12 protein-coding genes are annotated in these 14,660 nt (G+C 46.2%); 10 read left to right on the top strand and 2 right to left on the bottom strand.

What is annotated here, in order from left to right:
• The first annotated feature begins 33 nt into the window (after positions 1-33).
• The 4 genes from msbA to kdsB are packed head-to-tail and all read left to right on the top strand — an operon-like array spanning position 34 to position 3,713.
• Positions 34-1,782 (top strand): lipid A export permease/ATP-binding protein MsbA, encoded by a 1,749-nt coding sequence (gene msbA / locus Q5L94_RS03700; RefSeq protein ID WP_317497122.1) that lies wholly within the window; start codon positions 34-36, stop codon positions 1,780-1,782.
• On the top strand, positions 1,782-2,771 hold the full coding sequence (gene lpxK / locus Q5L94_RS03695) for a tetraacyldisaccharide 4'-kinase (RefSeq protein WP_317497121.1): 990 nt from the start codon (positions 1,782-1,784) through the stop codon (positions 2,769-2,771). Before msbA ends, lpxK begins: the two co-directional genes overlap by 1 nt.
• Entirely contained in the window at positions 2,758-2,955 is a 198-nt protein-coding gene (locus tag Q5L94_RS03690) for a Trm112 family protein (protein WP_317497120.1), read from the top strand. The genes lpxK and Q5L94_RS03690 overlap by 14 nt, the downstream gene beginning before the upstream one ends.
• A complete protein-coding gene (gene kdsB, locus Q5L94_RS03685; RefSeq protein WP_317497119.1) occupies positions 2,952-3,713 on the top strand; it encodes a 3-deoxy-manno-octulosonate cytidylyltransferase in 762 nt (253 codons plus the stop codon). The genes Q5L94_RS03690 and kdsB overlap by 4 nt, the downstream gene beginning before the upstream one ends.
• On the opposite strand, the gene Q5L94_RS03680 is transcribed toward kdsB, so the two are convergent.
• Complete coding sequence (locus Q5L94_RS03680; RefSeq protein WP_317497118.1) at positions 3,710-5,056, bottom strand: lysine 2,3-aminomutase; 1,347 nt, start codon at positions 5,054-5,056, stop codon at positions 3,710-3,712. The genes kdsB and Q5L94_RS03680 overlap by 4 nt on opposite strands.
• Before the next feature lie 219 nt (positions 5,057-5,275).
• A complete protein-coding gene (gltA, locus tag Q5L94_RS03675) occupies positions 5,276-6,556 on the bottom strand; it encodes a citrate synthase (protein WP_317497117.1) in 1,281 nt (426 codons plus the stop codon).
• A gap of 326 nt (positions 6,557-6,882) precedes the next feature.
• Here gltA and sdhC point away from each other — a divergent pair, with 326 nt between their 5' ends.
• The 6 genes from sdhC (at position 6,883) to odhB (ending at position 14,622) form a co-directional block, all read left to right on the top strand.
• A complete protein-coding gene (gene sdhC, locus Q5L94_RS03670; RefSeq protein WP_317497116.1) occupies positions 6,883-7,257 on the top strand; it encodes a succinate dehydrogenase, cytochrome b556 subunit in 375 nt (124 codons plus the stop codon).
• A complete protein-coding gene (sdhD, locus tag Q5L94_RS03665) occupies positions 7,251-7,598 on the top strand; it encodes a succinate dehydrogenase, hydrophobic membrane anchor protein (RefSeq protein ID WP_317497115.1) in 348 nt (115 codons plus the stop codon). Before sdhC ends, sdhD begins: the two co-directional genes overlap by 7 nt.
• Positions 7,599-9,365 carry a succinate dehydrogenase flavoprotein subunit gene (gene sdhA, locus Q5L94_RS03660; RefSeq protein ID WP_317497114.1) on the top strand — a complete coding sequence of 589 codons (1,767 nt, stop codon included), beginning with the start codon at positions 7,599-7,601 and terminating at the stop codon, positions 9,363-9,365. It begins immediately after the preceding gene.
• Positions 9,366-9,377: 12 nt separating this feature from the next.
• Positions 9,378-10,091 (top strand): succinate dehydrogenase iron-sulfur subunit, encoded by a 714-nt coding sequence (locus Q5L94_RS03655; protein WP_034821292.1) that lies wholly within the window; start codon positions 9,378-9,380, stop codon positions 10,089-10,091.
• 111 nt (positions 10,092-10,202) lie between these two features.
• A complete protein-coding gene (locus tag Q5L94_RS03650; RefSeq protein ID WP_317497113.1) occupies positions 10,203-13,010 on the top strand; it encodes a 2-oxoglutarate dehydrogenase E1 component in 2,808 nt (935 codons plus the stop codon).
• 13 nt (positions 13,011-13,023) lie between these two features.
• On the top strand, positions 13,024-14,622 hold the full coding sequence (gene odhB, locus Q5L94_RS03645) for a 2-oxoglutarate dehydrogenase complex dihydrolipoyllysine-residue succinyltransferase (RefSeq protein ID WP_317497112.1): 1,599 nt from the start codon (positions 13,024-13,026) through the stop codon (positions 14,620-14,622).
• The last annotated feature ends 38 nt before the right edge of the window (positions 14,623-14,660 follow it).

The following is a 14,660-nucleotide window of genomic DNA, read 5'->3' as shown; positions in this document are numbered from 1 at the left end:
TACAAAAAGTGTTAATGACTTATTTGAGACTACATGGATTCTCAGCTTAAAAAAAAGACGACCTTTAAACGCTTATTAGGTTATATCAAACCTTATAAGGCAGCTTTTATCGCTGCTATCCTGTGTATGATTGGTTACTCTGCCATTGATACATTGTTCTTATCTCAAATTGAAACGTTAATTGATGACGGCTTAGCAGAGCAAGACTCTAATATATTGCTTTATGGTGCCCTTTTTGTTCCTTTTATTTTCATCCTTCGCGGTTCTTTGAATGTTGCTTCCAGCTATTTTTTGCATTGGGTGGGTTTTAAAGTCGTTACTAAAATGCGGCAGCAGCTTTTTGACCATATGATGAAATTGCCGGTGGGTTTCCATGACCAGCATTCAACCGGTGATTTGATTTCAAAAATAACCTATGACACTCAACAGGTGGCAGAAGCGAGTAGCCGTGCTGTTCTGGTTTTGGTGAAAGAGGGCGCATTTGTCGCTGGTTTGTTGGGGTTGATGTTTTATCAAAGTTGGCAACTGTCATTGGTCTTTTTAGTGATAGGCCCCCTGGTTGCAAAAGTTGTCGGGGTTGTTTCTCGTCGCTTCCGTAAAGTAAGCAGTCGTATTCAAACTGCTATGGGTAATGTAACCACGACTGCAGAGCAGATGATCAACGGCCACAAGGTTGTGATCATGCATCAGGGGCAAAAAGGTGAGTCGACACGTTTTTCGGAAATAAACAACATTACTCGCAATCAGAATATGAAGCTGGTGAACACCCGGGCTATAAGCACTTCGGTTATTCAGTTTATTGCTTCGTTAAGTCTTTCTATGGTCCTGGTTATTGCCAGTTTTCCAGAAATGTTGGGTGAACTTTCGGCCGGTGCTTTTACTACGTTACTTACCGCTATGATCATGCTGCTGCGCCCGTTAAAACAGCTTACTAACGTAAACAGTGATTTCCAGCGTGGTATTGCGGCGGCAACCAGTGTGTTCGCGATTCTTGACGAACCGATTGAAGTTGATAGAGGTTCACGAGTGGTAGAGCGAGCAGCTGGCGACATTGTTTTTGATGACGTGACCTTTTCTTATCAAAAAGATGATGAACCCGCGCTTCAGCACATTAATTTTAAAGTTGATCAGGGCAAAACCGTTGCGCTGGTGGGGCGTTCAGGTAGTGGTAAGTCGACAATATCGAACTTGCTTACGCGCTTCTACGACGTGGAGCAGGGCAACATTCTGCTTGATGGCCACAATATTAACGACTATAAGCTGAAATGCTTAAGGCGCCAGTTTGCGCTGGTATCTCAGCACGTAACCTTATTCAACGACACCATAGCAAATAATATTGCTTACGGTGCCTCGAAAGAGGTCTCGCCTGAAGACATCATTAAAGCCGCCGAGCAAGCCTATGTTACTGAGTTCACCGACAGCATGCCTAAAGGCCTGGATACTATGGTGGGCGAAAATGGGGTTATGTTGTCCGGCGGTCAGCGTCAGCGTATTGCTATAGCTCGTGCGCTATTACAAGACGCGCCTATTCTGATACTGGATGAAGCAACGTCGGCTCTGGATACCGAGTCCGAACGCCATATTCAGGATGCGCTAGGGGCCTTGCGTAAAAACCGTACCGCTATTGTTATTGCTCACCGCTTATCAACTATTGAAAATGCTGATGAAATTCTGGTCATGGACAATGGTGAGATTATTGAGCGCGGTACACACCAGCAATTGCTTGACCAGGAAGGCTCATACTTCCAGCTGCATAACTTGCAGTTTAGTGGGGGCGCCTAATGTGGCTTCAAAAGCAGTGGTATAAAGCCAGGCTGCATCCTTTACTGTTTTTGCTGACACCACTGTCGCTGGTGTTTTGGCTGGTAACGAATTTGCGTCGAAGTTTTTATGCTTTTGGGTTAATGCCTCGCTATAAAGCTGATGTTCCGGTCATAGTGGTGGGAAATATTAGTGTGGGCGGCACAGGCAAAACACCGATGGTTGTGGCCTTAAGCCAATGGCTAAAAGATGAGGGTTGGAATCCGGGCATTATTAGTCGTGGTTACGGTGCGAAGGGTCCTTTTCCCTACGACGTTTTAGCGAGTGACTCGCCGGAGAAAGCTGGCGATGAACCCTTGCTCATGCGTCGCCGTACTGGCTGTCCTGTTGTTATTGCGCCAAAGCGAGCTCAGGCCGCAAAGCTTATGACTGAACAACATCCAAAAGTAGACGTTATTATTTGTGATGACGGGCTGCAGCATTACGGGCTTAAGCGCGACATTGAATTAATTATGATAGATGCTGAACGAGGAACCGGAAATGGATGGCTTTTGCCTGCAGGCCCGTTACGGGAAGGCCCTTGGCGTCTGAAAGGCGCTGACTGGGTTATTTCTAACTATGGTCGCCACATATTCGCCCGGCATGTTGTGGATGTAGAGCCCGGCAACTGGTATCGGGTTGATAACAATGAGCAAGTTGCGTTAAAAACCGAGAGCAAATTTAATGCAGTGGCTGGTATTGGTTATCCGCAGCGCTTTTTTAACTCGCTAATTGAGCAGGGTATTGAACTGGAGAACCGTCAGGGGTTTGCGGATCATCACGCTTTTAGCCAACAGGACTTTTCTAACCTGACCGGTAACCCTATATTAATGACAGAAAAAGATGCCGGTAAATGCCAGCCTTTTGCGCAAGCTGACTGGTATTACCAAACGATTGAAGCAAAGCTGCCCGAAGTGATGAAGACTAACCTATTGGCAGAGCTGGAAAGGAAGAAAAATGGCCATCGATAAAACGACATTAGCAATATTGGCGTGTCCAAAGTGTAAAGGAAAGTTGACCTATTACTCGGATAAAGACGAGTTAGTATGCCGCGGAGAACGTCTTGCATACCCTATAGACGAGAATATTCCTGTGCTTATAGCGGATAAGGCCCGCGAGTTATCTTCAGAAGAGTTAGAAGAGGTCCCCTCATGAGTTTTACCGTTGTCATTCCTGCTCGTTTTGGTTCCAGCCGCTTGCCAGGCAAACCATTAGCCGATATTGCCGGAAAACCGATGATTCAGCATGTGGTTGAGCGCGCTGAAGCTAGTGGCGCTGCCGAAGTCATAGTTGCTACCGATGATATGCGGGTTAAAGAGGGTGTTGATAAATTTGGTGGTCGTGTAATGATGACCTCAAGTGAACATTCCTCGGGTACGGAACGGTTGGCTGAAGTTATCGAACAATTAGCTCTGGCAGAAAACGAAGTAGTGGTTAATGTACAGGGCGATGAACCCTTTATTCCACCTGAAATTATTAGGCAAGTAGCTGATAACTTAGCGAATCAACGACAGGCACCTATGGCGACGTTGGCCGTACCGATTACCAACGCTGAAGATATTTTTAACCCGAACACGGTAAAGGTGGTTACCGATGCTGCAGGTTATGCGCTGTACTTTAGCCGTGCGGCTATTCCCTGGGACAGAGAGCACTTCTCTGCTGAGCGGGCAACCGATGTTGTTACTGAGCATTACCATCGTCACATTGGTATTTATGCTTATCGCGCGGGTTTTGTCAGACGTTATGTTGAGTGGCAACCAAGCCCTATTGAACAGCTTGAGTCGTTAGAGCAATTGCGAGTGCTTTGGCACGGAGAGCGTATTCATGTCGCTGAAGCGATTCTCGCACCGGCTACAGGTATTGATACTGAAGAGGACCTGCAGCAGGCACGAAAACTGGCTGGCGATGGTTAATCCATCGCCGACATTTTTGAATACTCATCTTCGAAAAAGAACTTTTCTTCGCCAAAAGCAGGCTTTAAGTGATGCAGCCAGGTGGCATCCGGGTCGTATTTAGCGAAGAAAGGGCGTTGTACCCAGTCCGGGTTACGGCCCTGAATAAAACGTAAGGCAAAGACTTTCTCACCGGCAATCTCAGTAACCCCCTGAATCTCTACTTTTCCCGGGCCTGCGCTCATTGAAGGGCCTCGTACCGTGCGGGCTATACCGGAAACCTGCTGATACGCTTTCTGGAAAATTTCCCAGGTACGCTCCAGCGGTACTTCAAAGTAACGCTTGGCACCGGTATCCCGCTCGACAAACATGTAATAAGGGATTAAACCAAGTTGCACCTGCTTTTCCCACATAGAGGCCCAGACATCCGGGTCGTCGTTAATGTGTTTGAGCAAAGGAGCCTGACAGCGGATTTGCGCACCTGTAGCGCGCAGGCGGCGAATGGCTTCTTGGCAGACTTCAGTGCGCAACTCATTCGGATGGTTCAAATGCGCCATTATCGATACATGCTTGCCACCAGCAACTAAGCGCTCTAATAAACGCAGTAAATCGTCCGCATCGGGATCGGTGATAAATCGATAAGGCCAGAAAGTTAGTGATTTAGTGCCGATGCGTATGGTTTTAATGTGCTCAAATTCAGGTTGCAGTAGACCTTCCAAGTAATGAGCCAGTTTGCGCGTACGCATGACCATAGGGTCTCCGCCGGTCACCAGCAAGTCAGTAACTTCTTTGTGTTGAGCCAGATAGCGATGCAATTGATCCGCGTCGTTTGAATTAAAGCGGGTAGCTTTCCCAACAAACTGTGCCCAACGGAAGCAGAAAGTGCAGTAAGAATGGCAGTACTGTCCTTGAGCCGGGAAAAAGAGCACCGTTTCGCGATATTTGTGCTGCATACCCGGCAAAGGCTCACCATCAACATGCGGGACATTCATTTGCATTTGTCCGGCAGGGTGAGGGTTCATTTCATCGCGTAGCTGAGTCGCCAAATCAAACACTTCATTGGTGGTGTGCTTGCCGGACATTAGGTCTGCCATGCGCTGGTACGCAGATGGCTCCAGCATATCTTTTTGAGGGAAAGTTAGCTGAAACAGCGGGTCATTGGGTACATTTTCCCAGTCAATCAGTTCGTTAAACACATATTCATTAACTCTGAATGGCAGTACATTAGCGACGACTTTCATTTCAAAGCGCATGTCAGCAGGAACTTTCTGTAATGCCTCAATTTTATCCAGCTGGCGATGCTGATAGACCTTGAATTTACGTGGTGTAATGATGGGTTGTTGTACATTGACTACTTGCTGCATAAGCCTCTCTGTAATTATCTGCAACCTGCTAAAGCATGTTTAAAATGAATCTGTCTGTCAGCTCTCTCTTTGGCGACCAACGAAATGCGACTTAGTATAAAGAATTTAAGGCTTGGTTGCACGTTCTGTAAGGTGTGAAAAGCAATGTACTCAAACTACTAATTGAGAGCAGGCATAAAAAAAGGCGCTCAACCGAGCGCCTTCTTAACTCAAACCAATTTATTTTTTAATTGGTGAAAACTCGCGTTTTGTATAACCAGTATATAACTGACGAGGACGACCAATTTTCTGATTCGCTTCACCCATCATTTCATGCCAGTGAGACACCCAGCCGACAGTACGTGACAACGCAAAGATAACGGTGAACATATTGGTAGGAATACCAATAGCTTTCAGTACGATACCAGAGTAGAAGTCAACGTTAGGGAAGAGTTTTTTCTCAATGAAGTAGTCGTCTTCCAGCGCGATGCGCTCCAGCTCCATTGCTACGTCTAATAATGGATCATCGCGGTCCAATTCTTTCAGCACTTCGTGGCAAGACTCGCGCATTACCGTTGCACGAGGGTCGGTGTTTTTGTAAACACGATGACCAAAGCCCATTAAGCGGAAAGGATCGTCTTTGTCTTTTGCTTTCTCAATGTATTTCGGAATGTTTTCAACCGAACCAATTTCAGCCAGCATACGTAAGCAAGCTTCGTTTGCTCCACCGTGAGCCGGTCCCCATAAAGACGCAACACCAGCCGCAATACAGGCGTAAGGGTTTGCGCCTGAAGAGCCGGCAAGGCGAACTGTTGACGTTGATGCGTTTTGCTCGTGATCAGCATGCAAAGTAAAGATGCGATCCATGGCACGGGCAACTGCCGGGCTAATTTTGTAATCTTCAGCCGGTACAGAGAACATCATGTTCAGGAAGTTTTCTGCATAACCTAAGTCGTTACGTGGATAAACGAACGGTTGGCCGATGCTGAATTTATATGCCATTGCTGCAATCGTTGGGATTTTAGCAATTAAGCGATAAGCACTGCGTAAACGCTGGTTTTCATCGTGAATCTCCAAGTCATCATGATAGAACGATGATAAGGCACCCGTTACGGCACATAACATAGCCATAGGGTGAGCATCGCGACGGAAACCATTAAAGAAATTATGAATTCCCTGATGCACCATGGTGTGTTTAGTAATGGTGTCTTTGAATTCATGGTATTGCTTTTCGGTAGGAGCTTCTCCGTGTAACAACATGTAGCAAACTTCTAAATAGTCTGCTTTAGTTGCTAATTCACCAATAGGGTAACCGCGGTGTAATAAAACGCCGTTTTCACCATCTATGTAGGTAATAGCCGACTCGCAAGAGCCTGTAGCCAGAAACCCAGGGTCAAAGGTAAAATAACCATGTTTTCCCAGAGTTCGGACGTCAACTACATCCTTGCCTGCCTTAGGTGATAGTACCGGCAATTCAATGGATTGGCCGTCAATCTGTAAAGTGGCTTTACGATCAGCCATAAGGAATTCTCCTCGCTATCTACTTTGAAAAAGTGCGCTAATTTAACTCGATCATGCCCTTAAATGTCAATTTTAATCAAGGAACATGAACCAATTATAGCTAAATATACGTAATGAACATGACGAAAAGATTACTCAGATTGAAGAATTATCTTGTTACGTTAGACTTTAGTAGTAAAGCGTATCTAAGTGTGAGTTCAAATCTGAGTTTGTCGTTGTAATTAATAGCTTGGCTAGATATACTTTGCGCCGTATTGGTGGCATGTTTCTGTGTCGCGCAAACGAAAATTGCATTTCTTTTGTGCTTTATTAAAAGGCAATCTATCGTGAAAAAAGAAAGACCTGTTAATTTAGACTTATCAACTATCAAGCTTCCTGCCGCTGCCAAAGCATCCATACTGCATCGTATTTCCGGTGTTGTTATGCTGTTCTCTCTGGCTTTTCTAATTTGGGCTTTTGCTGTGTCACTTAGTGGCCCTGAAGGTTTTGCTCAAATTGAGGGTATCATGACCAGCTTTATCGCTAAATTTATTAGCTGGGGTATTTTGACAGCGCTAGGATTTCACTTAATCATTGGTCTGCGTCACTTAGTAATGGACATGGGCTACTGGGAAGAACTCGATTCCGGAAGAATCAGCGCAATTATTTCAATTGCTCTTTCTGTGATCTTTTCCGTATTAGTAGGAGTTTGGCTATGGTAACAGCAGCAGCTACTTTTGGTCGTAGTGGTTCTCATGACTTTATTTTATTGAGAGCCAGCGCGATTGTAATGGTTCTATATTCACTGTTCATGGCTGGGTTCTTCCTGTCTACGCCAGATGTAACTTATCAAGTGTGGAGTGGGTTGTTTGCCAACATTTGGATGAAAGTATTCACTATGCTGGCCTTGTCCTCTGTGCTAATTCACGGCTGGATTGGCATTTGGCAAGTATCAACAGACTACGTGAAAGCGTCCGGTCTCAGAGCTTTTATCCAACTGCTTTTCAGCGTTGGTCTAATCGCTGTTTGGCTCACTGGCTTATTCGTACTGTGGGGTGTTTAAGTGACTGTTAAAACTTTAGAATATGATGCGGTGGTGATTGGTGCTGGCGGTGCCGGCATGCGAGCAGCGCTGCAAATTTCCCAAGAGGGATTGAGCTGCGCGTTGATGTCCAAAGTGTTTCCAACACGCTCTCACACAGTTTCCGCTCAGGGCGGTATTACCGTAGCATTAGGTAATGCGCATGAAGATAACTGGGAATGGCACATGTTCGATACCGTTAAAGGTTCGGACTATATCGGTGACCAGGACGCTATCGAATACATGTGTAAAGCTGGCCCTGAAGCGATCCTGGAAATGGAAAACTTAGGTTTGCCATTCTCACGTTTCGAAAACGGCAAAGTTTATCAACGTCCATTTGGTGGTCAGTCGAAAGATTTTGGTGGCGAGCAGGCTGCTCGAACGGCAGCTGCAGCTGACCGTACTGGTCACGCGTTGCTGCATTTGCTTTATCAGCAAAACGTGAAGAAAAAAACCACCGTATTCTCTGAATGGTACGCGCTGGATATCGTTAAGAACCAAGACGGTGAGGTTTGTGGTGTAACCACCATGGATATCGAAAGCGGCGAAGTTTACTTTGTTAAAGCTAAGGCTGTCGTTCTTGCTACTGGCGGTGCCGGTCGTATTTATTCTTCAACGACCAATGCTCATATCAACACCGGTGACGGCATTGGTATGGCTCTGCGCGCCGGCGTTCCGGTACAAGATATGGAAATGTGGCAGTTCCACCCAACCGGTATAGCCGGAGCGGGCTCGCTTGTTACAGAAGGGTGTCGTGGTGAAGGCGGTTACCTGCTGAACAAAGACGGCGAACGCTTTATGGAGCGTTATGCGCCAAACGCGAAAGATTTGGCGTCACGAGACGTTGTATCCCGAGCTATGATGACTGAAATTCGTGAAGGACGTGGTTGTGAAGGCCCATGGGGTACTCACCTTAAGTTGAAACTTGATCACCTGGGTAAAGAAACCCTGGAGAGTCGTTTGCCGGGTGTTTGTGACTTATCACGTACATTTGCTCACGTTGATCCAGTGAAAGAGCCTATTCCCGTCATTCCTACCTGTCACTACATGATGGGCGGCATTCCGACGGACGTTAACGGACAAGTGTTGTCTGTAGACGACAATGGTCAGACATCTCACGTTAAAGGCTTATTTGCGTGTGGTGAAATTGCTTGTGTATCTGTACACGGTGCAAACCGCTTAGGTGGCAACTCATTGCTTGACCTAGTAGTGTTCGGCCGTTCAACCGGTATGCACCTGGGCGAAACTCTTGCAGCTAGCGTAGAAACAAGAGAAGCAAGTAGCGACGATATTGACGCTGCACTAGCGCGCTATAATCGTTGGGAAAACACTCAAAAAGGTGAAGATCCGGCACAAATTAAGAAAGATCTACAGCAGTGCATGCAACTTAATTTCTCGGTTTTCCGTGAAGGCGATTCAATGAAAGAAGGGCTTGCTGAGCTGCGCGAAATTCGCGAACGCTTGAAAAACGCTCGTCTTGATGACACCTCTAAAGAGTTTAATACTCAGCGCGTAGAATGTCTTGAGTTAGATAACTTGATGGAAACGGCTTACTCAACTGCTGTTGCTGCTAGCTTCCGTACAGAAAGTCGCGGCGCTCATAGCCGTGCAGACTATCCGGATCGTGATGATGAGAAGTGGTTAGTACACACTGTTTATCGTCCTGAAAAGGAAGATATGGTGACGCGGGAGGTCAATATGGCACCTAAACTGCGTGAAGCTTTCCCTCCGAAAGCTCGTACCTACTAAGTTGGAGGGTATATGAAAAAATACACATTTTCAGTTTATCGTTACAATCCTGATGTCGACAACGCGCCTCATATGAAAGAGTACACGTTGGAAGTAGAAGATAATCAGGATTTGATGGTGCTAGAAGCGCTGATAAAATTGAAAGAACAAGATCCATCGCTGGCGTTTCGTCGCTCGTGCCGGGAAGGTGTTTGTGGCTCCGATGGTATGAATATTAACGGTAAAAATGGTTTGGCTTGTATTACTCACTTGTCTTCTCTGAAATCAGACAAAATTGTGATTCGTCCTTTACCAGGCTTGCCGGTCATTCGTGATTTGATTGTTGATATGAGCCAGTTCTATCAACAGTACGAGAAAATTAAACCGTACCTTATCAATGATGACAAAACGCCACCAGCGCGTGAGCGACTTCAATCGCCGGAAGACCGTGCTAAGCTTGATGGTCTTTACGAATGTATTTTATGTGCATGTTGTTCAACATCATGCCCGTCGTTCTGGTGGAACCCAGATAAATTTGTTGGGCCTGCTGGTCTGCTGCACGCTTATCGTTTCCTAATTGATAGTCGTGATACAGCAACGGACGAGCGTTTGGACGAACTTGACGATGCCTTTAGTGTATTCCGTTGTCACGGAATCATGAACTGCGTTAACGTATGTCCAAAAGGGTTGAATCCAACAAAGGCTATTGGACACATCAAATCGATGCTTTTGAGTCGCGCGGTTTAATTCGTTAAATTGTCGCGCTAATTTGAACGGTTGATGTTGTGGATGGCCATCCCACAAAGGATGGCTATTTTTTTATAAAAACGGTTTATCTATTCAGGTGAAGGAAACGCAATGCAAGATGGTGTAATGCGTGAATGGTTAGAAACATCGCATCTAGCCGGTGGTAACGTTGCCTACATTGAACAAATGTTTGAGGCGTATCTGGATGATCCGACGGCAGTCAGTGATGAATGGCGTCAAATGTTCGATGCGTTGCCGAAGGATAATCACATTGTTGATACCAAACTCAGCGACGTCCGGGAGCAGTTTCGCCAGGCCGCTAAGAATAAGCTCAAGCAATCTCAAACAGGCAGCACGACTGCCGCAGATCAGAAGCAAGTTAAGGTTTTACAGCTCATCAATGCTTACCGATTCCGCGGCCATCAGCACGCCAACCTTGATCCTCTTGGTTTATGGAAACAGGAAACCGTTCCAGACCTTTCATTAAACTTCCACGATTTAAGCAAAGACGACTTAGAACGCGAATTTAATGTCGGCTCTTTAGCTGTTGGCAAAGACACAATGAAGCTGAGTGATATTCACGAAGCGCTGGAAAATATTTATTGTGGCTCTATTGGTGCCGAGTACATGCACATTGTTTCAACCGAAGAAAAGCGCTGGATTCAGCAACGGTTGGAAGGTGTTCTTGGCAAGCCCAAGTTTCAAAAAGAACAGCAAACTAAAATTTTAAAAGAACTGATAGCAGCTGACGGACTGGAAAAGTATTTGGGGTCTAAATTCCCGGGGGCTAAGCGCTTTTCATTAGAAGGCGGCGACAGTCTGGTTCCGTTATTGAAAGAACTCATTTCACGCTCTGGTGAGCAAGGTGCCAAAGAGGTTGTTATTGGTATGGCTCACCGTGGTCGTTTGAACGTTTTAGTCAACGTTCTGGGTAAAAAGCCACAGGACTTATTCGACGAGTTTGCCGGCAAGCATGACAGCAGTAAAGGCTCGGGCGATGTTAAGTATCACATGGGCTTCTCTTCCGACTATGCAACGCCGGGCGGCGACGTCCACCTTGCATTGGCATTTAACCCGTCGCACCTGGAAATTGTAAACCCGGTTGTTATGGGCTCAGTTCGTGCACGCATGGATCGCCTTAAAGATCCGGAAGGCAAAAAAGTTCTGCCGATTACGATTCACGGCGACGCAGCTGTTGCTGGCCAGGGTGTGGTACAAGAAACGTTCAATATGTCGCAAACACGTGCTTACCGTGTTGGCGGTTCTATCCGCATAGTGGTGAATAACCAGGTTGGTTTCACTACATCTAAACAGGAAGACGCGCGTTCTACTCAGTATTGTACTGACATTGCCAAAATGGTGCAGGCGCCAATTTTCCACGTTAATGCGGATGACCCTGAAGCCGTTGTTTTTGTCACTCAGTTGGCACTCGATTACCGTAATGCATTCCAGCGCGACGTGGTTATTGATTTGGTTTGTTATCGCCGTCATGGACATAACGAAGCCGATGAACCAAGTGCAACACAGCCGCTGATGTACGCAAAAGTTAAAAAGCAACCCGTTGCTCGTGAGCTCTATGGCAAGCGTCTTATAGAGAAATCGATAGTTGATGAAGACACCGCTAAGCAGTGGATGTCTGACTATCGTGATGCGTTAGATAAAGGCGAAGTGGTGGTTGATGAACACCGGCCCATGCGTCAGCACTCTGTTGACTGGTCTCCCTACATAGGAAATGATTGGGACGTTGAGTACGATTACAAAGTACCAGAAGATAAACTCAAAGACCTGGGTGAAAAAATCACTCAGTATCCGGAAGAAGACAAGCTGAATTCCCGTGTTGAAAAAGTTTATCAAGAACGTCTGAAAATGGCGAAAGGCGACAAACCAATGGACTGGGGGTTTGCAGAAACCTTAGCCTATGCCACCTTAGTTAATGAAGGCACTCATATTCGTTTGACTGGTCAGGATAGCGGCCGTGGTACCTTCTTTCACCGCCACGCAGTTTTGCACAACCAGAAAGACGGCTCAACTTACATGCCACTGAACAACTTAGGTTCAGATCAGGGGCAAATTGAAATTTATGACTCGGTTTTATCAGAAGCTGCGGTTGTGGCCTTTGAATACGGTTACGCTACAGCTGAACCGCAGTCTCTGGTGATGTGGGAAGCGCAATTTGGCGATTTTGTTAACGGCGCCCAGGTTGTTATTGACCAGTTCTTAAGTTCTGGCGAGCAGAAATGGGGACGTTTATGTGGTTTAACACTGTTATTGCCACACGGTTACGAAGGGCAGGGGCCTGAACACAGTTCAGCCCGTCTTGAGCGTTTTCTGCAATTATCAGCCGATCACAACTGGTCAGTTTGTGTACCGACAACACCAGCACAAGTTTTTCACATGATCCGTCGTCAGCAACTGCGTCCTGTTCGTCGCCCGTTAGTTGTGATGACACCAAAATCATTGTTACGTCATCCGTTAGCGGTCTCAGAAATGGGTGATTTAGCGGATCATGGATTCCAGAACGCGATTGGTGAAATCGATGATCTGAATCCTAAAAAAGTAAAACGCGTGGTATTTTGCTCAGGTAAAGTCTACTACGATTTACTGAAAGAACGCCGCGAGCGTGAACAAGAAAACGTTGCCATTATTCGTATCGAACAGCTGTATCCGTTCCCTGCGGAAGAAGTGGCAGAAATTATGAAAGATTATCAGCACGTTAAAGATTTTGTCTGGTGTCAGGAAGAGCCTCAGAACCAAGGTGCATGGTATAGCAGCCAGCATCATTTCTGGGCAGCAATTCCGAAAGGAGCTCAGTTGTCTTACCGTGGTCGTAGTGCGTCAGCCGCACCGGCGGTCGGATACATTTCAGAGCACAACAAGCAGCAGCAAAACCTTGTTGACGAAGCGCTAACCATTAAATAGGTGAAGATGAACCATGGCGATTGATATAAAAGTTCCTCAATTACCCGAGTCTGTTGCAGATGCAACAATTGCAACATGGCACGTAAAACCTGGCGATAAAGTGTCTCGCGACCAGAATCTGGTAGACATCGAAACCGACAAGGTAGTGCTTGAAGTTGTTGCGGAAGCAGATGGTGTTTTGGGTGAAATTACTGCCGAAGAAGGCACTACCGTAACGGCTGACGAAGTGATCGGAAAAATTGAAGAAGGTGACGGCGAGTCAGCTTCTGATGATAAATCAGAAGATAAAGACTCGGATGACAAAAAAGACCAAGACGATAAAAAAGAGAAGTCAGAGAAAAAGGAATCTGATTCTTCAGAGGATAAAGGCTCTGACAAGAAAGGCTCTGGCGAGAAGATGGAAGTTAAAGTTCCTCAACTGCCTGAATCAGTCTCTGATGCCACTGTTTCTACCTGGCACGTTAAAGCCGGTGATGCGGTAAAACGTGATCAGAACTTGGTTGATATTGAAACCGACAAAGTGGTTCTTGAAGTGGTTGCTCCCGCTGACGGCGTTTTAGCTGAAATTAAGCATGAAGAAGGCGACACTGTTAGTGCTGATGACGTTATTGGTCTTGTAGAAGCTGGCGGTTCTGCTGGCAGTAGTTCAAGCAAATCTGATGAGAATAAATCAGAAGCTTCTTCACAGAGCAAAGACGAGAGTAAAGATGACGGTGACAACGAAGTAGCAGGTCCTGCGGTTCGCCGTTTACTCGGTGAGCACGGTCTTAAGCCAAGTGACGTAAAAGGCACGGGTAAAGGCGGTCGTGTTACTAAAGAAGATGTTGAAAAACATGTGAAAGGTCAGTCTTCGTCTAAATCATCTGACAGTAGCAGCAAGCAGCAGTCTTCACAGCCTGCAGTTTCAGGCGACCGTGATCAGAAGCGTGTACCTATGACACGTCTGCGTAAACGTATCGCCGAGCGTCTGTTGCAAGCTAAGAACGACACGGCCATGTTGACCACGTTTAACGAAATCAACATGAAGCCAATTATGGACTTGCGTAAGAAGTACAAAGACGTGTTCGAAGAAACTCACGGCACGCGTCTTGGTTTCATGGGCTTCTACGTCAAAGCAGTAACCGAAGCACTGAAGCGCTTCCCGGACGTCAACGCATCCATTGATGGCGATGATATTGTTTACCACAATTTCTTCGATATCAGCATTGCGGTATCAACGCCTCGTGGTCTGGTAACCCCAGTTCTGCGTGACACTGACCGTTTAAGCATTGCGGATATGGAAAACGGTATTCGTGACCTGGCTATTAAAGGTCGTGACGGTAAGTTGACGATGGATGAAATGCAGGGTGGTAACTTCACCATCACTAACGGTGGCGTATTTGGCTCACTGCTTTCAACGCCAATTTTGAACCCACCACAAAGCGCTATTCTGGGTATGCATAAAATCCAGGAGCGGGCGATGGTGGTAGACGGTAAGATCGAAATCTTACCGATGATGTACCTGGCTCTTTCTTATGACCATCGAATCATTGATGGTAAACAATCGGTAGGTTTCCTGGTTACCGTGAAAGAGTTATTAGAAGATCCTCAACGTCTTATCCTGGATATCTAAAGACGCTGAGAACCAGCCGCAATGCAACTTTGCTTGCG

Source organism: Idiomarina sp. Sol25, assembly GCF_033052775.1.
Classification (GTDB): Bacteria; Pseudomonadota; Gammaproteobacteria; order Enterobacterales; family Alteromonadaceae; genus Idiomarina.
Note: the sequence above shows the minus strand (reverse complement) of the source record. Positions and strands in the feature narration are given on the sequence as shown.

What these genes read in the sequence shown, in the direction of transcription:
- msbA (WP_317497122.1), top strand. Translation starts at nt 34, where the DNA reads ATGGATTCTCAGCTTAAAAAAAAGACGACCTTTAAACGCTTATTAGGT.
- sdhD (WP_317497115.1), top strand. Translation starts at nt 7,251, where the DNA reads ATGGTAACAGCAGCAGCTACTTTTGGTCGTAGTGGTTCTCATGACTTT.
- lpxK (WP_317497121.1), top strand. Translation starts at nt 1,782, where the DNA reads ATGTGGCTTCAAAAGCAGTGGTATAAAGCCAGGCTGCATCCTTTACTG.
- Q5L94_RS03650 (WP_317497113.1), top strand. Translation starts at nt 10,203, where the DNA reads ATGCAAGATGGTGTAATGCGTGAATGGTTAGAAACATCGCATCTAGCC.
- kdsB (WP_317497119.1), top strand. Translation starts at nt 2,952, where the DNA reads ATGAGTTTTACCGTTGTCATTCCTGCTCGTTTTGGTTCCAGCCGCTTG.
- Q5L94_RS03680 (WP_317497118.1), bottom strand. Translation starts at nt 5,056, where the DNA reads ATGCAGCAAGTAGTCAATGTACAACAACCCATCATTACACCACGTAAA.
- gltA (WP_317497117.1), bottom strand. Translation starts at nt 6,556, where the DNA reads ATGGCTGATCGTAAAGCCACTTTACAGATTGACGGCCAATCCATTGAA.
- Q5L94_RS03690 (WP_317497120.1), top strand. Translation starts at nt 2,758, where the DNA reads ATGGCCATCGATAAAACGACATTAGCAATATTGGCGTGTCCAAAGTGT.
- odhB (WP_317497112.1), top strand. Translation starts at nt 13,024, where the DNA reads ATGGCGATTGATATAAAAGTTCCTCAATTACCCGAGTCTGTTGCAGAT.
- Q5L94_RS03655 (WP_034821292.1), top strand. Translation starts at nt 9,378, where the DNA reads ATGAAAAAATACACATTTTCAGTTTATCGTTACAATCCTGATGTCGAC.